Annotated in this window: 13 protein-coding genes; 4 read left to right on the top strand and 9 right to left on the bottom strand. The window is 56.4% G+C overall.

All coding sequences use genetic code 11. From position 1 onward, the window contains the following. The 4 genes from rfbD (at position 1) to BX604_RS03935 (ending at position 11,713) form a co-directional block, all read left to right on the top strand. The gene (gene rfbD / locus BX604_RS03920) at positions 1 to 903 is read left to right on the top strand and encodes a dTDP-4-dehydrorhamnose reductase (RefSeq protein WP_098552692.1); all 903 of its coding nucleotides are present in this window, start codon (positions 1 to 3) and stop codon (positions 901 to 903) included. 586 nt (positions 904 to 1,489) lie between these two features. Further along, on the top strand, positions 1,490 to 9,127 hold the full coding sequence (locus tag BX604_RS03925; protein ID WP_098549661.1) for a type I polyketide synthase: 7,638 nt from the start codon (positions 1,490 to 1,492) through the stop codon (positions 9,125 to 9,127). Between the two features lie 7 nt (positions 9,128 to 9,134). Beyond that, the gene (locus BX604_RS03930) at positions 9,135 to 10,493 is read left to right on the top strand and encodes an aminotransferase class I/II-fold pyridoxal phosphate-dependent enzyme (RefSeq protein WP_098549662.1); all 1,359 of its coding nucleotides are present in this window, start codon (positions 9,135 to 9,137) and stop codon (positions 10,491 to 10,493) included. 53 nt (positions 10,494 to 10,546) lie between these two features. Next, positions 10,547 to 11,713, top strand: coding sequence for a nucleotide sugar dehydrogenase (locus BX604_RS03935; RefSeq protein WP_098549663.1), 1,167 nt, complete (start codon positions 10,547 to 10,549; stop codon positions 11,711 to 11,713). 278 nt (positions 11,714 to 11,991) lie between these two features. Here BX604_RS03935 and BX604_RS38240 read toward each other — a convergent pair whose 3' ends face one another. The 9 genes from BX604_RS38240 to BX604_RS03965 form a co-directional block, all read right to left on the bottom strand. Continuing rightward, positions 11,992 to 12,867, bottom strand: a complete 876-nt coding sequence (locus tag BX604_RS38240) for a hypothetical protein (RefSeq protein WP_143748000.1) — start codon at positions 12,865 to 12,867, stop codon at positions 11,992 to 11,994. Positions 12,868 to 13,254: 387 nt separating this feature from the next. After that, positions 13,255 to 14,463 (bottom strand): hypothetical protein, encoded by a 1,209-nt coding sequence (locus BX604_RS38245; protein WP_143748001.1) that lies wholly within the window; start codon positions 14,461 to 14,463, stop codon positions 13,255 to 13,257. Between the two features lie 226 nt (positions 14,464 to 14,689). After that, entirely contained in the window at positions 14,690 to 17,134 is a 2,445-nt protein-coding gene (locus BX604_RS03940; protein WP_098549664.1) for a glycosyltransferase family 2 protein, read from the bottom strand. Between the two features lie 19 nt (positions 17,135 to 17,153). Further along, entirely contained in the window at positions 17,154 to 17,738 is a 585-nt protein-coding gene (locus BX604_RS38250; protein ID WP_143748002.1) for a hypothetical protein, read from the bottom strand. A gap of 67 nt (positions 17,739 to 17,805) precedes the next feature. Beyond that, positions 17,806 to 19,041, bottom strand: coding sequence for a glycosyltransferase family 2 protein (locus tag BX604_RS03945; RefSeq protein WP_098549665.1), 1,236 nt, complete (start codon positions 19,039 to 19,041; stop codon positions 17,806 to 17,808). A 64-nt stretch (positions 19,042 to 19,105) separates the two neighbouring features. Continuing rightward, a complete protein-coding gene (locus tag BX604_RS03950; RefSeq protein WP_098549666.1) occupies positions 19,106 to 19,762 on the bottom strand; it encodes an ABC transporter ATP-binding protein in 657 nt (218 codons plus the stop codon). A gap of 1 nt (position 19,763) precedes the next feature. Then, the gene (locus BX604_RS03955; protein WP_098549667.1) at positions 19,764 to 20,579 is read right to left on the bottom strand and encodes an ABC transporter permease; all 816 of its coding nucleotides are present in this window, start codon (positions 20,577 to 20,579) and stop codon (positions 19,764 to 19,766) included. Between the two features lie 11 nt (positions 20,580 to 20,590). Continuing rightward, a complete protein-coding gene (locus BX604_RS03960) occupies positions 20,591 to 21,595 on the bottom strand; it encodes a polysaccharide biosynthesis/export family protein (RefSeq protein WP_257146271.1) in 1,005 nt (334 codons plus the stop codon). Positions 21,596 to 21,739: 144 nt separating this feature from the next. Then, positions 21,740 to 22,858 carry an ABC transporter permease gene (locus tag BX604_RS03965; protein WP_098549669.1) on the bottom strand — a complete coding sequence of 373 codons (1,119 nt, stop codon included), beginning with the start codon at positions 22,856 to 22,858 and terminating at the stop codon, positions 21,740 to 21,742. Positions 22,859 to 22,869 lie beyond the last annotated feature (11 nt).

Here is a 22,869-nt window from a genome sequence, read left to right on the forward strand (position 1 = left end):
ATGCAATCCCCCGAACAGCGGACCATCCTGCTCACCGGCATCAACGGTCAGGTCGGGTTCGAGCTCGCGCGCAGCCTGCAGGGTCTCGGCAAGGTCGTCGCACTCGATCGCAGCCGGCTCGACCTGTCGAACCTCGATCAGGTGCGCGACGTCGTGCGCGAGGTCAAGCCGGACCTGATCGTCAACCCGGCCGCCTATACGGCCGTGGATCAGGCGCAGACCGAGGTCGCAATGGCGACGCGCCTGAATGCGGAAGCGCCCGCGGTACTCGCCGAAGAAGCCAAGCGCATCGGCGCGGCGCTGATTCACTTCTCGACGGACTACGTGTTTGCGGGCACGAAGGATGGCCCGTACGTCGAGGACGATCCCGTCGATCCGCAAAACGTCTACGGCGAAACCAAGCTCGCCGGCGAACAGGCGATCGCGGCATCGGGATGCGCGCACCTGATCTTCCGCACGAGCTGGGTGTATGGCACGCGCGGCAAGAACTTCCTGCTGACCATGCTGCGCCTGGGCGCGGAGCGCGACGAACTGAAGATCGTCGCCGACCAGATCGGCGCACCCACGTGGTCCAAGACGATCGCCACGTTGAGCGCAAACGTCGCCGCGCAGGCCATCGGTGCAGGCACGGCCGGTCGGGACGCATGGTGGCACACGCATTCCGGCGTCTATCACCTGTGCGCGGGCGGCTCGACGTCGTGGCACGGATTCGCGGAAGCGATCTTCCGCCTGTCGAATCTCCCGAAGAAGCCGTCGGTGGCACCGATCCCCGCCAGCGCCTATCCGACGCCCGCGGCACGTCCGGCCAATTCCCGCATGTCGAATGCGAAACTGGCCGAGCACTTCGGTCTCGGCGCACCGGATTGGGAAACCGCGCTCGAACTCTGCATGAAAGAGATTTAAAGCGCACCGCCAGCCGCTTTTCACTGAATTGCGGCTGGCGAATTATTTCGCATTATTACCGAATTCATATTCTGGCCATTCCGGTTGCAGCGTTGTCCGCCCGGGAATATCCGTGCACAGCATTCCGATTCAAATGTGCGTTGCGCCGCAAGCCTCAGCGCGGGCACCTCACCGCATCATCAGTCGGCAAAAAATACCCACACCAGCATCTCGGCCGCCTCTCTTGCGGCAAAATATTCCTCATTCCATGCGATCACGTATCAAACACCCGTTCGACGAGCGCCATTTGCACGACTGGCGGGAATCAATAACGAGATATTGATTAGGACTGTTTACATCCCCGTGCCGATCCGCCCCTTCAACCGCGACCGCGTTGCCGTACGCCATCCGACCTGTCGGCAAATTTAGAGACGTTCTAGGGTGAAACATAGTTTTCGAGATAAAATCGCGGGTCGCGTCCATGTCCAAAGCTGGCGGGCATGGTCAATCACTTCTCCCACCTGCCGTACAACCCCCGGGCCGCTTTGCTTTTCGCATGCAATAACAGGGAAATCACGCAGTCAGCCAGTAAGAAAGATACAAACTCATGAGCAAATGCGTTGCTTTAGTCGGATTGGCGTTTCGATTTCCTGGAACAGATAGTCGTCACTACTGGAACGACCTGCTCAACGGCAAGGACTGCGTCACCGAAGTCGAAGCCGGCAGATGGTCGAAAGACGCGTATCTGCATCCAGCCAAGGAGCACCCGGGTACCGCCTACACGTTCGCGGCAGGTTCGATCGGCGACGTCTCCGGCTTCGATGCGGACTTCTTCGGCATTTCGCCACGCGAAGCCGCACTGATGGATCCGCAGCAACGACTGTTGCTGGAACTGGGCTGGGAAAGCATCGAAAGCGCCGGCATCAAGCCTTCGTCGCTGCGCGGCAGCGACTGCGGCGTGTTCGTCGGCATCGCCAGCGCCGACTATTCGTACCGGATGGCAGACGACCTCGCGACGGTCGATGCGTCCATGGCGACCGGCAATACGGCCAGCATCGCGGCCAACCGCCTGTCCTACGTCTTCGACCTGCGCGGCCCGAGCCTGGCCGTCGATACCGCGTGCTCGTCGGCGATGGTGGCCTTCCACCTCGCCTGCCGCGCGATCGCCAACGGCGAAATCAGCCATGCGATCGCGGGCGGCGTCAGCCTGCACCTGCATCCGTACGGCTTCATCACGTTCTCGAAAGCGTCGATGCTGTCGCCCAACGGGCGCTGCAAGGCCTTCGACGCATCCGGCGACGGCTACGTGCGCTCGGAAGGCGGCGGCCTGTTCCTGCTGAAGGACTACGACCAGGCCGTGGCCGATGGCGACCGCATCCTCGCCGTCGTGGCCGGCACCGCGGTGAACACCGACGGCCGCAAGTCGGGCCTGACCGTGCCGAGCGTGGACGCCCAGAGCGCGCTGATGCGTCAGGTCTACGAGCAGGCCGGCATTCCGCCGAGCGCGATCGACTACCTGGAAGCCCACGGCACCGGCACGCCGGTCGGCGACCCGATCGAAACCCGCGCAATCGGGCAGGCACTCGGCCAGCGCCGTGCCGCCGATGCACCGCTGCCGATCGGGTCGGTCAAGAGCAACCTCGGCCACCTCGAAGCGGCCTCCGGCGTCGCCGGGCTCGTCAAGGCGATCTACAGCCTGCAGCATCGCGTGGTGCCGGGCACGATCGGCATCAAGGAATTCAATCCGAACATCCGCTTCGACGACTGGAACATCGAAGTCCTGACCAAGCCGTATCCGTTGCGCGAAACCGGCACGCTGACCATCGGCGTCAATTCGTTCGGTTTCGGCGGCGCCAACGCGCACGTGATCCTGCAGACGCCCGCCGAAGCGGCCGGCACGCCGGATGCGCGCGCGGCAGCGGTAACGACGGCCGCCGTGCCGATGATCGTCACCGGCCGCAGCAACGCGGCGCTGCAGGCCAACGCCCGCAAGCTCGCCGATACGCTGCGCGGCCCGGACGCGCCGGCGCTGTACGACGTCGCGCATGAAGCCGCGCTGCGTCGCGACTGGCACGAAAAGCGCGCGGTGGTGTTCGGCACCGACAGCGAACAGGTCGCGCAGTTGCTCGAGCAGCTCGGCGCCGACGATGCGGCGAACCCGTCGATCCACGAAGGTGTCGGCGTGCGCGACGCGCAAGGCCCGGTCTTCGTGTATTCCGGCAACGGCTCGCAATGGGCGGGGATGGGCGGCAAGCTGCTCGCGCATCCGGTCTTCAAGCAGACGATCGTCGAAATCGATCGCCTGTTCGCCGAACTCGCCGACTGGTCGCTCAACGCCTTGTTCGAACGCGACGCGCAGGACGGCATCTACGAGCGCACCGAAATCGCACAGCCCGCCCTGTTCGCGCTGCAGGTCGGCGTGACGCGCATGCTCGCCGAGCAAGGCGTGCGACCCACCGCCGTCGTCGGACACAGCGTCGGTGAAGTCGCCGCCGCGTGGGCATGCGGCGCGCTCTCGCTCGCCGATGCCGTCGCGGTCATCTATCACCGCAGCCAGCAGCAAGGGCTCACGAAGGGCAAGGGACGCATGGCGGCCGTCGGCATCGACGGCGTCGCCACCGCCGCGCTGCTCGACGAACTCGGCCTGCAGGACGTGCTGTGCGTCGCCGGCTACAACAGCGCCAAGGGCGCCACGCTGGCCGGCGCACCGCAGGCGCTGGAGCAGCTCGGCCACGTGCTCGCCGAGCGCCGCGTGTTCTACAAGCAGCTCGACCTCGATTACGCGTTCCACAGCAGTGCGATGGATCCGATCGAAGCCCCGCTCAAGCAGGCGCTGGCCCATATCCGGCCGCAGCGCGCGAGCGTGCCGTTCTTCTCGACCGTGGCCGGCGCCGAGCTCGACGGCACCGCGCTCGATGCCGACTACTGGTGGCGCAACATCCGCGTGCCGGTGCGCTTCGAGCAGGCGCTCGACAGTCTCGTCACGCAAGGCAGCAACGTGCTGATCGAAGTCGGCCCGGCGCCCGTGCTGCGCAACTACGTCAACGAGACGCTCAAGCAGCACGGCAAGACCGGTCACTGCATCCCGACCTGCCGCCGCACCGACGACGCACCCGAGCGCGTGGAGGCAACCGTCGCGCAGACGCTGATCAGCGGTGTACCGATCGACTGGACACGGTTCTTCCCGAGCGACGCGGCCCGTACCAAACTGCCTTCGTACGCGTGGCAACGCGAGCGCTACTGGCACCCGGTCACCACCGAGTCGATGAACCAGCTCGGCCGCCGCCGCGTTCACCCGCTGCTCGGCTACAAGATGACCCAGCAGACCCAGCCTGCATGGGAAAACCAGCTCGATACGCTGCTCCAGCCGTGGCTCGCCGACCACGTGGTCGGCCACGCGACCGTCTTCCCGGGCTCCGGCTTCGCGGAAATCGCGCTCGCCGCCGCGCTTCAATGGCACCCCGGCGACCACGCGGACATCGAGGAACTGGAGATTCATGCGCCGCTGCTGCTGTCCGCCGCGCCGAGCAAGATCACCCGGCTGTCGCTCGACGAAGGCGATGGCCGCTTCCGGCTGCGCAGCAAGCAGGTGGGCAGCACCGATCCGTGGACCGTACACGCCAGCGGGCGCCTGCTGTCGGGCGCGAACGCGCAGCAACTGGCTGAAACCGCGCCTGCGCTGCCCGAGCGCGAGCCCGACTTCACCGGCGCCACGCATCTCGCGCTGACACGCGCGGCCGAACTCGACTACGGCCCGGCCTTCCAGGCCGTGTCGCACGGCTGGCTCGAATCGCCGCGCAGCGTGGTGGCCGTGCTGCACGCGCCGCAAGCGCTGGCCGACAGCCTGCCTGACAGCCTGCTGCACCCTGCCCTGCTCGACTGCACGTTCCAGCTCATCATCCAGATGCTGAAGGACGATCCGTCGCTGGGACAAGGCATCGCGTTCGTGCCGACCCGTATCGGCCGGCTGCGCTGGCGCGCCGGGCAAGGCACGCCGCATCGCGTGCACGCGCGCCTGCTGAAGCGGGCACCGCATTCGCTCACCGCCGAATTCGCGATCTTCGACGAACACGGGCAGCAGATCGCGGCCGTCAGCGAAGCACGCTTTCGCAGCGTGCGCCTGGCGAAGGCGCACAGCGAGCCGCTCTCGTTCCTCGATTACGCCGCCACGCCGAGCCCGCATCCGCAGAGCCAGCAACCGGCGAACACCGCGCTGCGACGCAACGCGCTGCAGCCCGCGCTGCGTGCGACGGTCCGCTCCATCGTGACCGACGGCCTGCTCGAACGCTATGCGCAGGAAGTCGATCCGCTGCTGGAAACGTTGTGCGACCGCTACGCCGCCGACGCGCTGCTGACGCTGTCGACCGACGGCCGGCTGGATGCCGCCGCGCTCACCGCTTGTCGCGATGCCGCACCGCACGCCGCCCCGCTGCTCGACTGGGCACTCGGCCGCAGCGCACACCAGTTGCCGGATTCGCAGGACTGGCAGATCGACGTGCCGCAAGACGACGGCGCCAGCACCGGCGACATCTGGAACAGCCTGCTGCGCGAATACCCCGACTACTTCACGCTGGTTCACGCAACCGGCCGCGTCGGCCTGCATCTGCCGGCCCTGCTCGGCGGTGACGCCGCGTGGGCCAACGTCTGCCCGCGCGACGTCACGCCCGTGGAGCTCGCGCACTACGTGCTGGGCGCCGAGGCGAACCAGCGACTGTCCGACACGCTGAGCGCGCACCTCGAGAAGGCGCTGGTTGCCCGCGCGCCCGATCAGCGCGTCGGCATTCTGGAAATCGGCGCCGGCGCATCGCGCGTGACGGCCGACCTGTGCCGCCATCTCGATTTCGCCGTTGCCGACTTCAGCTACGCCAGCTCCGAAGACGCGGCGCTCGAACACGCGGAACGCCTGCGCGAGCACTGCCCGGAGCTGTTGGTCCAGCGGATCGACGCAAGCGCGACAGACCCGAGCCGCGACGCCGACCTGATCGTCTTCCATTGCGACTTCGCGAACCTGGATGCGGCCCGGCTGGCGCTGCAATACGGCGCGAACCGCCTGAAGCCTGGCGGCACGCTGCTGCTGCTGGGCACGCAGCCGGCCGCGTGGATGGACTTCATCTTCGGCGGCAACGCCACGTGGTGGGCCAAGCGTGCCGACGGCACGCCGGTCTCGCCGCAACGCACGGCCGCCTACTGGCAAACCGAGCTGGCGCAGCTCGGCCTGGAATGTGACGAGCCGCTGGAACTCGCGCCGGAAAGCGCATGCGGCCCGTATCTGCTCGCGGCCGGCTTGCCCGTCGAAGCGGCCGCCGTCGCGCAGCCGCAAGCACCTCAAGGCGGCTGGCTGATTCTCGCGGATGCGCATACGGCCGGCGAATCCGGCCCCGCACGCAAGCTCGCCGATCATCTGTCGAGCCGCCGCCGCTTGCCGGTGCGTGTCGAGACCGACGTCACGCCCGAGCATCTGGATGCGGTACTCCAGCGCGCGCAAGCCGAGCTCGGCGAAATTCGCGGCATCGTGCATCTCGCGGGCCTCGCATACGGTGCGAACCTCGTCGACGGCGACGACCCGCAACGCCTGCTGCAGGCCCAGGTGCAGCGCTGCGCGCTGGCCGCCGGGCTCGCGTCGGCGTGCGAACGCGCGGGCCTGAAGACCACGCTGTGGCTGCTGACGGCCGGTGCCGCGCCGTTCCTGCCGAGCGCGCCGAGCAGCCGCTACGCGACGCTGAACGATGCTTCGCTGTGGCTGTACGGCCGTACGATGATCAACGAGGCCGCCGGATTCGACGTTCGCCTCGTCGACCTGCCGCAAACCGAACCCGTGCCGCTCGACGCACTCGCGCTCGAGCTGCTGTGGCCGGACGGCGAACAGGAAGTTGCGCTCGGCGCAGCGGGCGAGCGCTATGCGCCGCGCCTGCGCAGGAATCCGCGCCCGCATTCCGCTGCGCCGGCGACGCCCGCTTCCGCGACCGATACCGCGCTGCGTCTAGGCTTCGAGGTACCCGGCCAGCTGCGCAACCTGCGCTGGGAAGCCCATACGCTGCCCGACGTGCGCGAGGACGAGCTGCAGATCCGCGTCGAAGCCACCGGCCTGAATTTCCGTGACGTGATGTACACGCTGGGCCTGCTATCCGACGAAGCGATCGAAAACGGCTTTGCCGGACCGACGCTCGGGCTTGAGTTCTCGGGCGTCGTCGAACGCGTCGGCCGCAAGGTCACCGGATACAAGCCGGGCGACGCCGTCGTCGGCTTCGGGCCGGCCAGCTTCGGCAACCGCGTCGTCACGCAGTCGAGCGCGCTGTCGCACATTCCGCGCAGCCTGTCGTTCGAAGCCGCGGCCACCATTCCGAGCACGTTCTTCACCGTCTACTACGCGTTCCATCACCTCGCCCGACTCGAACCCGGCGAGCGCGTGCTGATCCACGGCGCGGCCGGCGGTGTCGGCATCGCCGCGATCCAGTTCGCACAATGGATCGGCGCGGAGATTCACGCGAGCGCGGGCTCGGACGAGAAGCGCGACTTCCTGCGCCTGATGGGCGTGAAGCACATCTACGATTCGCGCTCGCTCGAATTCGCCGACGAGATCCTCGCCGCGACCGATGGCGAGGGCGTCGACGTCGTGCTCAACTCGCTCGCGGGCGAAGCCATCAATCGCAACCTGCGCGCGCTCAAGCCGTTCGGCCGCTTCCTGGAACTCGGCAAACGCGACTTCTACGAAAACACGCGCATCGGCCTGCGTCCGTTCCGCAACAACATCAGCTACTTCGGCATCGACGCCGACCAGCTGATGTCGAAGCGTCCGGACCTGACGCGACGCCTGTACGGCGAGATGATGGCGCTGTTCGAGGAGGGCGTGCTCCGTCCGCTTCCCTTTCATGCCTTCGACGCAAACGATATCGTCGACGCGTTCCGCCATATGCAACAGGCGCGCCAGATCGGCAAGATCGTCGTGACCTATCGTCGCGGCCTGCAGGCAAGTGCCGCAGCGCAAACCGCCGCACCCGCGGACGACCTGCGCTTGCGCGACGAGGCCAGCTATCTCGTCACCGGCGGCCTGTCCGGCTTCGGCCTGCGCACCGCGCAATGGCTGGCCGACAAGGGCGCGCGCCACCTCGTGCTCGTGAGCCGAAGCGGGCCCGCATCGGACGAGGCACAGGAAGCGATCGCCGCGCTGCGCGAACGCGGCGTGGACGTGCATGCCGCCGCGTGCGACGTCACCGATCGCGCGGCGCTCGCCGCGCTGCTCGCGCACGTCGACGCGCACATGCCGCCGCTGCGCGGCATCGTGCACGCTGCGATGGTCATCGACGACGGGCTCGTGCGTGGCGCAACCGCCGCGCAAATCGAACGCGTGATGGCGCCCAAGATCGTCGGTGCGCTGCATCTCGACGAACTCACCCGCGCGCTGCCGCTCGACTTCTTCGTGTTCCACTCGTCGGGCACGACGCTGTTCGGCAACCCGGGGCAATCGAACTACGTGGCCGCCAACGGCTGGCTTGAAGCACTGGCACGCCTGCGGCGCGCACGCGGGCTTCCCGCGACCAGCCCGCGCTGGGGCGCGATTGCCGATGCCGGCTTCCTCGCACGTAACCAGAAGGTCAAGGACGCGCTGCAAAACCGCATGGGCGGCAGCGCCCTGCCCGCCGCGACGGCGCTCGATGTGCTGGAAGACATGCTGCTGGGCAACGTCGGCGACCTGGGCGTGCTCGAACTCGACTGGCGTGCGCTGTCGCGCTTCCTGCCGAGCGCGCAGACACCCAAGTTCGCCTGGGTCGCGCGCGACGCGGCAACGTCGCACCAGGACGAGGACGGCAGCGACGACGTCGCCGAGTTGCTGGCCACGTTGAACGACGAGGAGCTGCACCCGGCCGTGGTCGACATGATCAAGCACGAAGTCAGCGAGATCCTGCGCGTGCCCGCGGACAAGATCGATCCCGATCGTTCGGTTTACGATATGGGCCTCGATTCGCTGATGGGTGTGGAGCTCGTGGTGGCGCTCGAAAGCCGCTTCGGCGTCCGGCTGCCCGTGATGGCGCTCTCCGAGAGCCCCACCATGACCAAGCTGGCCACGCGGTTGATCGAGGTGCTGCGCGGCGAAGAGCCGGCCGAGCCCGACACCGTCGCCCAGCAGGTTGCGCATGTCGTGGCCCAGCATACCGAGGATGTTTCCAGCGAAGCCATCGCCGAGTTCACCGACGAAATCAAGGCAGCACAAGAAGCCGGCCACAAGCCGCAACGCATGATCCGATAAGCGCGACATGAGCAAGACCAAAACCACCGGACTGCCGGGCCTCACCTCGGCCCTGAAGAACAAGCTCATCCAGCAGGCGCTCGAGCGCAAGCTGCGTGAAGCCGGGCGCGAGCAGCCCGCGGCCGCGCCGGCGGCGGGCCGCAGAACGGCGGCATCCGTGCCGGAAGCCTACACGCGCTTCGACCAGTACCCGGGCTATCGGCAGTTGCGCATCATGAGCGACGGCGCGGCGCGCCTTGGCTTACGCAGCCCGTTCTTCAAGCTGCATGATGGGACGGCCGGTGCGCAAACCCGCATTGGCGGTCATACGTACGTCAACTACGCCAGCTACAACTACCTCGACATGTCGGGCGACCCCGTCGTCTCGCAAGCCGCCAAGGATGCGATCGACCGCTACGGCACGTCGGTGTCCGCGAGCCGCCTGGTGTCGGGCGAACGGCCAATCCATCGCGAGCTCGAACGGGCGCTCGCCGACCTGTACGGCGTGGACGACGCCATCACGTTCGTGAGCGGCCATGCGGCCAACGTGACGACGATCGGCTACCTGTTCGGCCCGCGCGATCTCGTCATTCACGACGAGTTGATCCACAACAGCGTGCTGCAGGGGATCCAGTTGTCGGGCGCGAAGCGCTTTTCGTTCGCGCACAACGACGCCGATGCGCTCGAGCGGCTGCTGACGGAACAGCGGCATCAGTTCGAGCGTGTGCTGATCGTGCTGGAAGGCATCTACAGCATGGATGGCGACTACCCCGACCTGCCGCGCTTCGTCGACATCAAGCGCCGTCACCGGGCGTTCCTGATGGTGGACGAGGCCCATTCGCTGGGTGTGATGGGCAAGACCGGGCGCGGGATTCGCGAGCACTTCGGCCTGGCCGGCGATGCCGTCGACATCTGGATGGGCACGCTGAGCAAATCGCTGGCCGGCTGCGGCGGGTATATTGCCGGCGAGACGGCGCTCATCGAGCATTTGAAGTTTCTGGCGCCCGGATTCCTGTATAGCGTGGGGATGCCGCCGCCGGTCGCAGCCGCATCGCTCGCAGCGCTGCAGCGCATGCTGGAATTGCCCGAGCGCGTGGCGACGCTTCAGGCGCGCGGACAGTATTTTCTTGCGCAGGCCAAGGCAGCGGGAATCGATACGGGCAGCAGCGCGGGGATTGCTGTCGTTCCGGCGATTCTCGGCAGCTCGTTACGGGCGACCAAGTGGTCGGACGCCCTGTTCGAGCAAGGAATCAATGTGCAGCCCATTCTTTATCCGGCGGTGCCGGAGCAGTCGGCGCGGTTGAGGTTTTTCATCGCTTGCACGCATAGTGAAGCGCAGATCGACCAGACCGTGCAGGCAATGAAGGGTTTGCTCGAGAAACGATAGTCCCGGTACGTTGAGTACGCGGTCCATTCCAATTCCAAATCAATCAACGACTCATGAAAATCGCTATCGCCGGCACCGGCTACGTCGGGCTTTCCAACGGTATCCTGCTCGCTCAGCACCACGAAGTCGTCGCGCTGGACATCGTTCCCGAGAAAGTGGAGATGCTCAATCGCAAGCAGTCTCCGATCATCGATACCGAGATCGAGGATTATCTCGCGAACAAGCGCCTTAACTTCCGTGCAACGCTGGACAAGCACGAGGCCTATGAAGGCGCGGACTACGTCATCATCGCCACGCCGACGGACTACGATCCGGAGACCAACTACTTCAATACGCGCTCGATCGAAGCCGTGATCAAGGACGTGAAGGCGATCAATCCGCGCGCGGTGATGGTGATCAAGTCGACCGTGCCGGTCGGGTACACGGCGAAGGTTCGACAGGAGCTGGATTGCGATAACGTGATCTTCTCCCCCGAATTCCTGCGCGAAGGTCGCGCGCTGCACGATAACCTGCATCCGTCGCGTATCATCGTCGGCGAGCAATCGGAACGGGCCAAGGTGTTCGCCGAACTGCTCCAGGAAGGCGCGATCAAGAAGGACATCTCGGTGCTTTTTACCGACTCGACGGAAGCGGAAGCCATCAAGCTCTTCGCGAATACCTACCTCGCGATGCGTGTGTCGTACTTCAACGAACTCGACACCTACGCGGCAACGCACGGGCTGGATACGCGGCAGATCATCGACGGGGTTTGTCTTGATCCGCGGATTGGAAATCACTACAACAACCCGTCGTTTGGCTATGGTGGCTATTGTCTGCCCAAGGACACAAAGCAACTCCTCGCCAACTATAAATCCGTATCCCAGAACCTGATTCAGGCAATCGTTTCATCGAACACGACGCGCAAGGACTTCATCGCCGATGACGTGCTGCGCCGCAAGCCGAAGGTGGTCGGGATCTATCGCCTGATTATGAAGAGCGGTTCGGACAATTTCCGCGCATCAAGCATTCAAGGCGTGATGAAACGAATCAAAGCCAAGGGCGTTGAAGTCATCGTGTATGAGCCGGCGCTGAAGGAATCGGAATTCTTCCATTCTCGAGTCATCAACAATCTTGATGAGTTCAAAAAGGAGTCGGATGTGATTATCAGCAATCGCATCGCTACCGCATTGGAAGATGTAGCAGAAAAGGTTTATACGCGAGATCTTTTCGGGAATGATTAAACCTCGAAGCCACGGAAAGCATCGCAACGATATTTGCCCGCCCTTTTCGATTAATATCAATAAAAGTCTATATCCAAGATATTGACAGTAGAGTGGCGCCGAGTGATACGACAAGAATGACGTTTGGCACGATCGTCATTCCGCCAACGGCACGATATCTTTCAAATCACCATAACGCACTCTGACAAGTAAGCGATTTCGCATCAAGAAAAATTGGGATTTTAGGGAGAATGTCTAGCCGGCATCCTCCCTCTCTTCACTCAGCGCAAAAAATCATCTCAATTCGCGTTCTGTGCTAACCACAGTGCGACTCCCAGAATACTATCCTTGTTGTTGTCACTTCCAACTGCATTGACATATGCAGAATTTACTTTTGGATCGTAATTCTCAACAATCCAAGTCTTCGGAAGTGCATTACTTTTTGAAAGATAGTCTACCGTTCGCTTCGTGTCATCTAGAAATTTATCTCCTGAGCTCGCAGGGGAAACGATGAAAGTCGAATGCAATCCCATTTCATTTGCCCATTGCAACTCTTCCGCAACGAACCGTCGATAGCCCGGCGGTTGATGTAGAAAAAACTGGGGGGGCGAATCGGTAGTCAGTGCCCCGCCGAGTTTTGCCCCATCCCGTAGATAATTCCAGGACGGAGACGAAAACGGCGTTTCATCATATTGATGATGATTGGGTGAAAAGATTGGAGCAATTGTTTTCAAGCCGCACGCCTGTCCAGCCTTTACAAAACGGGGCCATACATCGGCACTCTGAGGATTGAACCCATTTACATGGGCATGCTTCGCGCGTACACCCGCATCCAAAAACTGAGGGCGATAATTATTTTCGAACCACTTTTCCGGGGTACTTACCATGCCCAGCTCGACGTCCATGGGTTGCCCTTCGAATGCGGACAAAATAGCCTTATGTTCCTCATCTCCGGTTCTGGCCCAAATATAGCCATGAATATAAAGACCGGCTCGGCAAGTTTGCCTCAGAGCCCTACTATGCATGGGATTTGCGAGCGAATCAAAACCGATCACACCTCCCACTAGAACAGTCGATTCGCCCGTTGCACACGTTTTTGAAAAAACCTGACTGGCCCAAGGAGCAAGGCTAACGGAGGCTCCAATTTTAAGAAATTCTCGCCGGTTAAATTTCATTTAAGCCTCATCAAGATTACAATTTTAATATTACGTGCTCGCAGCCCGACGCAATCGCAACGAAAGTTATTGCAATAGCAACCTCAATGTTCTCGTTGGGCACCAACCATGCTGTCGCCTCAGAGGCACACTAGATCCGCCACTCGCATCCAATACACATTTACATCACTCGCCCCACGAGACTAACACGCCTCCCATATTCCGTCCAACGTGAGACACAAAAAAACCATTGCCGCAGCAATGGTTTGATCAGAGAAACTCACCCTTCGCCTCAATAAATTAACACCTTAAGTTAAGCCATCCAAAATTTTTGGTGAGCCAGCACCGAAGAAAATTACACACACGAACAAAACACGCCAACGATCCCGAACAACGAAGACCACAAGATCAAATAGCAACCAAACCAGTTTCATTCGACTCATTATAAGATATCGAGAGGACACTAAAAAAACCCTCACACGACATCGGATCGAATCGGATGGTTCTCGCATTCCCACTTTCTTCGCGCCGCGTATCGAAGCGAACAACATTAACCCCGGCCTCAACCTTAAAATTCAGCGCGTCCGTCGCAGAAAATCTCTCCTCGGAACCCCTGGAATAAAATAAGTTACCCGAGGATGACGAGCTCGAATAAAACACCAAAATTCCTGATGCCGAATTTTCCGGAACATTTCTAAATACAACCTGAGGATCATTTCCCTTCGAAACGAACACCTGAGCCCGCTCGTCAAACGATTCAACATGAGAATTAACTCTAAATCGAATTTCGTTCGCACGGCGCGAGTACGAAAAATCAGCCTCACTTATTTTTCTCAATATCCGAGCAACAACACATTTTTTATAATAATCATAGAGCCATTTATTTCTCGATCGCTGAGCAAAAAAACCAAGCCGCTTCAGGTATGTGAATGAATTCCCCCTGTTCTCCCTAATCATCCTACGAAAATACCTTTCCTCAAATCCATTTTCGTTTTCAAAAAAACCCGAAATTGCCTTGGAAAGAAGACCCATTTCATTCAGCGCCGCCGGGATATTATGCGTCGCATATGGAATCTTGTACAAAACCACACGGTCTCGTCTCTCGACATACTTGACGTGACTAACATCGCTGGCGCCTTTATTGTCATAGATTACAGCCGCAGATTTTATTCCAACGAGTTCATCCAGAACATTATCTCTAATAATCGGAGATCGCCTGATATTCTCCAACCAGATTTCACCAATAGACGCCAGCTCAGGATTTATCGTTGTTTGCGGGGCCGTGACGACGGCTCGACTATTAAGTCGGCGTGCACAGAGAAGAGCACCGTACCCGCCCATGCTTTGACCATACGTAACTCGTATCTTGTGTCTTTTCGTGTGATGATTTGCAACATTAATGGCCTTGATAAGCTCTGGCGTCTGCCACCAATGGTTCTGAAGTGAGACGAAGAAAACGCCGCTGAATCCACATTTTTGTATGAAACCATCGCCGTAAAGGTTTTTCCCGGGTTCACCCTCATACCCTGTGAATGAAAAAACAACTTTAGACGAAGAGATATTATCCATATAGAGAATAATATCCTTTCCTTCATATATTATCTTTTTATTACCCATAATTTACTCCCCCTTTGTCATTGGCGTTTGCTCGTGAAGAATGTACCCGGATGCGTGGAAATATCATGAGCATCCGAAGCACACACCTTCACATCGACTCACGCTCTCAAAAGACTCGACTGCTGTCTAATAAGCAACACCATACTTTAACGCCTGCAGTCCTTCTCACAATCTTTGCACACTTGCAAGCAACATATGAGAAGGCGCCGTCGAATTGTTATGTACATCAAAGACCGATAGAGAAGTCTTCACGATCTTGAGACAAATGTCGACTGTAGTACGGATCATCTCCCAGCGCACCACCCCATCTCTCTTTCATGTATTGCACTTCACTGTTGAATCTCGCCACCTTCTCAGGGCGATCCTCTTTCCCCCGACTGATAGACTCATGGTGAAACAGCGCTGCATATGGCGACCAAATATTTCGATACCCTTGCTCTCTGACTCGGAGACAAAAATCCACGTCATTGAAGGCAACGGTCAAATCTGTCTCGTTCAATCCACCGACGGCCTCAAATATTTCTCGTCGGATCAAAAGACATGCTGCCGTTACCGCAGAGAAATTCTGCACCAGGGACAACCTGCCGAAATATCCAGCATGATCACCTGGATAATATTTGTGAGAGTGCCCAGCCACTCCTCCGATGCCCAAGATAACCCCGGCATGCTGCACCGTACCGTTGCTAAAGAACAATTTGGCGCCAACGCATCCGATTTCACTTCGCATTGCATGGCGAACCATTTCGGTAAGCCAATCTGGAGATATTACCTCAACATCGTTGTTTACCAATCCAAAAATCTGCCCTGACGCATGCATAGCGCCAAAATTATTAATTGCAGAGTAATTGAATGGATAAGGGTATCGAACAACCTTAACACGCAAACTTTCTTTCTGTATATCCTCAAAGAACTGCAGCGTTTCCGGTTCGACACTTTCGTTGTCGATAATTATTATCTCGTAGTTACTGTACGATGTTTTCTCCAGAATACTCCGCACCGCGACCTCGGTCACCTTCCGATAATCTCTAGTAGGAATAAGAAGACTAACCAAAGGCTGAGGCTCAACGATCGGCCATTTAACATGATACGAATTCGGAATGATGCCAGGCTCCACCTGCACATTCTTCACTCCGATTTCATCGAAGTGATCCTGCAAGGCCTTTATACCGGCCACTTCGGTGTACGACTTCTCACCTGCGGCCAATGCAGTCGAGCCAGGCAAGACACGCCAATGATACAAGATTCTAGGGACATGAATTATTTGATCTTTTTCAACATGAGGCAAACATCTCAACAGAAGATCATAATCTTGACTTCCCTCAACCCCGCGCCGGAAACCACCTATTTTAATTATGAGCGCACGCTCGTACACCCCGAGATGCGAGACATAGTTTTGAGAATAAAACAAATCCGGATTCCACTTTCCCTTGAAATGTGGGTCAAAGCGAAGGCCCAGAGTATTTATCTTATCTTCGTCGCTATATAGAATTCGAGCAAATTCATTTTTATTTATCGCCTCAACAACAAATAGCAAGGCGTGTTCCGCGAGTACATCATCGTGGTCCAACAGCGCGACATAATCACCAGATGCAATAGCGAGTGCACTGTTCGATGCAGCCGAGATGTGGCCGTTCTCCTCTCTGTATACGACCTTGATTCGGGAATCTTTTTCCTCATATTCGCTTAGCACTCGACGAACATCACTTTTTGGTGAAGCATCGTCAGCAATACAAAGCTCCCAGCGGGAGTAACTTTGATTGAGAACAGAGTCCAAACACTCTCGAAGGTAAACCTCATCGGTGTTATAAGTCGGGATTACAACCGAGATTAATGGATTACGCGTGAAACTCGAGAGAAGTTCATCCACCTCACTTTTCTGAGGAAGCGAAGGGAGTTCGATTTTCTCGATCCAATCGTCGTAATCGTCGGCCGAATTATCAACAAGAAAACTTTCCTCGTAGATATCGAAAACATCCGCTGCCGTCGGGTTACGTTGAAAATCGTTGGTCAGATTTTGCATCAACTCCGCTGCATCCTGCCCGACAAACTTCGGATGCGATGCCGATATTTTATCGAGAAGTCGATTCAGAGCCACGTCATCCGACACTTTTTCAATCCCTAGCCAATCCAGGGAGAATGCACCATCGCACTCCATCGGATCAAATCGCAAACCGATAACCGGTTTCGCGAGATAAATTAGTCTTTCAGATCTGACAGTTGATTTATACCGAATCGGGAGAACATCGTTTTCCGAAAAGCCACCGCCGAAATCCAAATAAAACTTAGCACAGTTCGAAATATTTGCTGAATTTATTTCGACGGAAAATCTATACCAACCAGGCTCCGACACAAAAGCCAGATCGTTCTCCGCGAACATAAAAGCCGGATCATTCCCAGACGAAATCCAGGAATTTTCCGAGATGTAATCTAATTCCTGACGGAAGCCCGTCGAAATAAGTAAATAGTTCCGGTTATCGATAACACTACTCGAGAACTCCGGGGATGCGTTCTCACCCTCTTCAACCCATTCCGCGCATGGCTTTCGATTGAGAAGCAATCCATATCGGCGAAAATGATCAACCGGCGACAAGCCGCTCAGTGCAACATCAGTGTATTGTTGCAAATACCACGCAGCATCCAAATGCTGCAATTTTTTTAGAAAAACACCCATCTCTCACTCTCCAGTTCTATTATTCCGAATTCCGACCTTCCAACATTCCGTGTCGGATGAAATGCAGAAAAGGAGGAATTCCTGACATGGCGACATCTGGGTATTTGTCCACATATCTATCACAGCTAAAATTCGGACCTGGATCGTGCCACTTTGTGAGACCATAATTCATAAAATACTGAATCGGCTCAATCTCACTTTCCACAACCTCTGGATGATGGCTAACGTACCAATCCGTGTCGAAATAAGACGATTTAGTGATCAGACTTTTTAAATAAAAAGCCGAATTCGCACTCTCCTTCGAATTCGAGAGATTTTTTACTGTTCTACTTATTGATCTAGCAACTCGCAAGGAAAATGAACGCAAAATCGCACTCATTTTTCCTTCAAGCGAAAGACACGCCGATGTTGCCAAGAAAACTTGATGATTCCGCGCCTCAAGCAGCTTAGTCAATGCGGCCAGCTCCGAGAATCGAGTTTCAATGTTATTCCTGCAACTAGCAACTTCTGCACGCAAGGCTTCGTTTTCAGCCTTCACCTGCCTGTATTGCTCGAGAAGGGTGTCATAATCTCCACACCCACCAGAATCTGCACTATTATTCACGCCGGCCCCAACGAATCACGGAATTAAAATACAAAAACAAGCACTCGAACTTCTCAGATGCTCGCAATCATTTAATCTTATTTGCAAGCGAGATAATGGCCCCCAAATTTTGCCGGCCAACGCCGACACAAAGCTCAATCATTGGAGTACCCCCTCGTCGTTTCACGTCGGTATCAATATCGAAAGTGCAAACAAACCCGTAACGATATTCTGGATCTAGCTTGTATGCTCTTGCGACGTCGAGACGAACCATACGGTCAACGCGTGTAGCGCGCATGACGCTCTTGTAATCGACCAGAATTTTAAAATCGAGACCCTCACATCCATCACCAACAATCCATCCTTTACACTCCACCTTCCCTACCGAGAGGCTTGCAGTGTCAACGCATATTTTTAGCGTTGGATTTTTTGCGGAAAAGAACAATTCATCATCGACCGGATTATCGACCGTGTAATCAACTTCGTGTGCGAGCATCGTGTAAATTCGCTCTTTCTCTTCACGCACGGACTCCGCAAACGTCAACGGGAATGCGTCGTCCTCGTCATTCATATCGTGCTGAGAGAAAAACTCGACCGGTCGCAACGATCCATTTGGTCGACCACGCGGCCGTTTTTTCGTGAAAAACTCACTTCTCGATTTCACGACATAATGATTGATTCTGAGAACGTCCCAGTTCACGTCATCCGTCAGCCCCCCGAGTTCACCGGGAAGTAATTCTTTACCCGCGGGGTCCGCGTAGACATAATCGTCGGTCAGCGTAAATACGTGCGGATTCGTCCCAACTTCCTTATACGCAGCGGTTCGGACAATAGTTTTATAATGCCGATTAACCCCTCTCTCACGCACGCCCCTTGCCACAAATCGTTCGATCACCGCCTTAGAATTTGCCGTCACCCAGTTCGATGAACCATATACGGCCCAATTAACTGCGATCGCGCCAATTTTCGGATTTGACAGGGCACCCTCGAGTGCGTCGACCAAGTTATTGTCGCAAATAGCCGGCCGCATAAACTCATCAGCATCAATAAAACTAAGCCAGTCGACCTGATCTTTGAACGTCTCCATCAACAACTGATAAGCTGCCAACTGCGGCTTTACGTCCGGCACGGTTTTATAATTTACGCACTGCACAAGACCGACATCGGACAATGCCTTCAGCAATTCGGAGGTACCGTCGTCACTCTCATTATCAGCAATAAAGAACTCAGATATGCCTAACACCCGATGATAAGCAAGCCATTCAACGATGAATGGGAATTCATTTTTAAAAACTGCTGCAACTCCAAGTTTATTTTGCCTCATAACGAGCCTCAAACAATCTTTATTTTAAACAGAGAAACTGACATCAGATAAACTTCCGTGATTACTATACTTTCTGATAAGCAGCAATTCCCTCTTCAACATCATCAAATACCGTGATCGCACCACCGTTGAGAAGCATGACTATGTCGCACAGTTTTCTGACTTGAGCCATTCCGTGCGTCACTAGAATCATATTTGCTCGACCAACGCGCCGTTTAAATTCCGCTTCGGCCTTTTCTCTGAAGTGCGCATCACCAACAGACATCGCCTCGTCGATCATATAGTAATCGAAGTCAAAGGCAAGACTCATTCCAAACCGTAGTCGCGAACCCATACCCGAAGAGTAGGTCTTGACCGGTTGATCGAAGTAATCCCCTAGCTCGGCAAATTCCTCGACATATTGGATCACTTTTTTCATCTCGTCCCCTTCGGCCCCGAGGGATCGGCAGATGAATTTAACGTTCTGCTTTCCGGTCAGAGAACCCTGGAACCCGCCACCCAAGCCGACCGGCCACGATATTCTCTTATCTGTGATGATTTTTCCACTATCGGGAATATCGGTTCCGCATAACAGACGCATTAGCGTACTCTTTCCTGCGCCATTCTTTCCAATCAGAGCGATATTCTTGTCTGGCGGAATAGCAAAAGAAAAATCACGGAAAACATATTTCCGCCCTTGCTTGGTCACATAAGATTTAGTTAACTTTGACAGTTCTATCATTTTACGGATTTGGCGTTCGCATAACTTGGCGCATACGTCTGTAAGCGACCATTACGAAAAAGGTAAGCGCTAGCGCGAAAAACAATGGATATCCAGAACTTAATCCCTTGGTGACCGGATAATTGTCAAACGTTGCAGCGCGAATGTTTTCAATAACTTCAGCATATGGATTCCAGGCAATCATGAATAACTTGTCTGCCGGCAAATTCCAAACAGGGAAAAATACACCAGCCGTCAGATACAGCGGAATGAAAGTCAACTTACATATCCGCCCTGAATTAGGAATCATACGGGCAATCATTCCAAATGCTATTCCAAGCGAGAAGGACACGAGCGTCCCTACAGCCAACGCCCAAACCCACATCAATGGATCGCTTATCGAAACATCACGTTGAAGCCAAAATCCCAGTGCAAAGCAAATAATAAGATACGCACAAGCATACGCGCAGAGCTCAACCATCAATCGAGCTACAAATGTATCGAACGGCATCAACTGACGATACGCAAACAACCCCTGATTCGCCTGCAGCGCATCAGTTAACCGCCATGCAATACTACGCAACATGTGAAACGGAACAATTCCGCTCACCATAAACATGATGAAATCCATGTTCTGCATCGGGCTCGCATGGATAAACACGTGAAACCCAAGAATGATCACCAGGATCGCCAACGGCTCCATAACAACCCATACGAAGCCCATTCGTCTAGCACCAAATCGAGTTTGCATTTCCCGCAAAAATAATGCAAACAGCACGGAACGAAATATCTTCCATGACGATCGGTTCGCCTTAAATGGAGACTCAAAATCTGACATGAGATCCCTTATCAGTATTCACTAACATCACGCCCCAAGAGCAACACCTGTACAATCGGCGTAATAATTTTTTGCATCTCGTATACCGCAGCGTTGGTTACGTAAACCGTATCATCCGGCTGCACCGAGAATTTCTTTGCCAAAAACATCGACACTGGCTCTCGCATATCTAGACGGAATACCTCCGCCTCCGGAGTACCGCTATTCGCATTATCGACCAAGCGAAATATGAATACTCCGCTCGGATTCGCGGTTCGTTCACTCAATCCTCCCACCGATCCCAGTACTTCCAAGAGACTCGGGGTGGCAGAAGGAAAATCGTGAAGGCCAGGTTTGGTAACAGCTCCCATTGCCACAAAACGCTTGCGGGCGCGCTCCAGAACGATCTCAGAATTCGGGGGGACGGAAACGTTACCCCCTGACAGAAGATCCTGGTAGTTGTAGCTCTGCGCTGTCTTTCCCGTACGAAGTGTCACGGTTGTCAGATAGGGCTCCAACACCGGTCCGCCGGCAAGATTAATCGCGTCCAGAATCGTCAAAGGTCCCTGCGATGCGGAAAAACGACCAGGGCTCTTGACGGCTCCTGCAACGAGGACGGAGCGAGATAGGTCACCTTGTAGTTCGACGTGCACCTGTGGCTCGATAGCGCGCCCCTTCAGCCCACGTCGGATGATATTTTCGGTCTCTGCCAAAGTGGCGCCACGCACACTCTCAGTCCCCAGATACGGAAGAGTGATTTTTCCTTTCGTATCGACTGGAACTTGCCCGAACACCGTACCGCCTTTTGCCAAAGGTGCGAATAGCGTGCTGTCTATTCCACTGTCATCCGAAATCATGACTTTGAGCACATCGCCAGGCATCAAGCGAACCTCAGGCTCTTCTGGCCGCGCAACACGGTTCAATAGAGCCGCCTCTGGCGGGCGCATATAGTGCTCGATATTGGTCGGTGAAAGCTCAATCAATTGATACGGGGAATCCGGATTCTGAGCGTTAGTCGCGGAAGTAACTTCACCCATCCGAGGACCCGCTCCCGAGAGTGCGCCACAGCCGCTCAAAAGCAAGAGACTCCCGAATAGCACTGCGCCGCAACTATAGCGCGCTCGTTTTCCGACATAGCCCGAACATGCGTTTTTTGTAAACATACGTAGCACTCTATACTCTTAGTCTCGATGATCGTTGATGGTCGCAATGACGAATTGAGCGATGCCATAAGTCAACAGCAACATAATCAAAATCGTCAGCAAGCTATATGCTCGACGAGGAAACAGAGCCTCATCCGGCATATTCGGACTCACAACAATTACTAGACTCCGTAGCTTTTTGGTCGCCTCAATTCGCGCGCTCTCCAATGCAGACACTGATGCCTTGTATGCATCCTGTGCGATACCCGCATTCAGCTCAAGACTTTGATAATTTGATGCGACCACGTTCAACTGATCGTCGGAATTCTTTGCGATGAGTTTCTGATTTTCGGCGGCAATTTGTTGTTGAATCGCCTCAATCTGGAATTTTTGCTGGCGGACCTGTGGAGTATCCTCTCTGAGACTTGCACGCAGAGCACGCAGGGTCGCTTGCGCTTTAGTCAAATCTGACTGCAACCCGGCAATCACGTCGTTGCGAGCCACCGCGGCCCGTTGCGCATCCAGCACATTGTTAGCACCCTGAAAATTCAACATCGCCTTCCGTTTGGCTTCGTAGTTGAGACGCGAACGCTCCAACTCGCCTTCGGCGAAACTGACCTGCTCTCGAGCCAATCGGTGCGATATCTCGTTTACGAAATTTTCACTTTCCGAAATAATTACGGAGACAGTGTCATCTGCAAACCTTCTATCAAATGCCTGCACAGATATAGTTAACAGTCCAGTGGTTGCATCAAATTGGGCCGTCACCATTTTCTGATAATACTTGAGCAACTCCTCACTTGTCGCATTGGGCGACAGATAATACGACGGATCACGCAGTTGACCCGAATAATGCTGACTCCAATGCATTTTTTTCTGCAAGACATTCAACATATCTTGAGAAATTACATATTCTCTAACGTAAAGAGTTTCCGCCGAATTGCCGCCCGACAACCCCCCGCCACCCATCAACGCTGCCAAACCAGGTATTGGCGAAGAATCACTAGCGCTTTCGGAGCCGACCTTATGAACCACCACTTGAGATGAACTCACATAGCGGTCACGTGCGAGAAAAACATAATACACAATTGCCACAATCATCGGCGCAACCACCATACCCCAAAACAGCCGATGCTTTTTTATGTTGCTAATAATCATTTTTTACAGTT

This window comes from Burkholderia sp. JKS000303 (assembly GCF_002563755.1).
Classification (GTDB): Bacteria; Pseudomonadota; Gammaproteobacteria; order Burkholderiales; family Burkholderiaceae; genus Burkholderia; species Burkholderia anthina_B.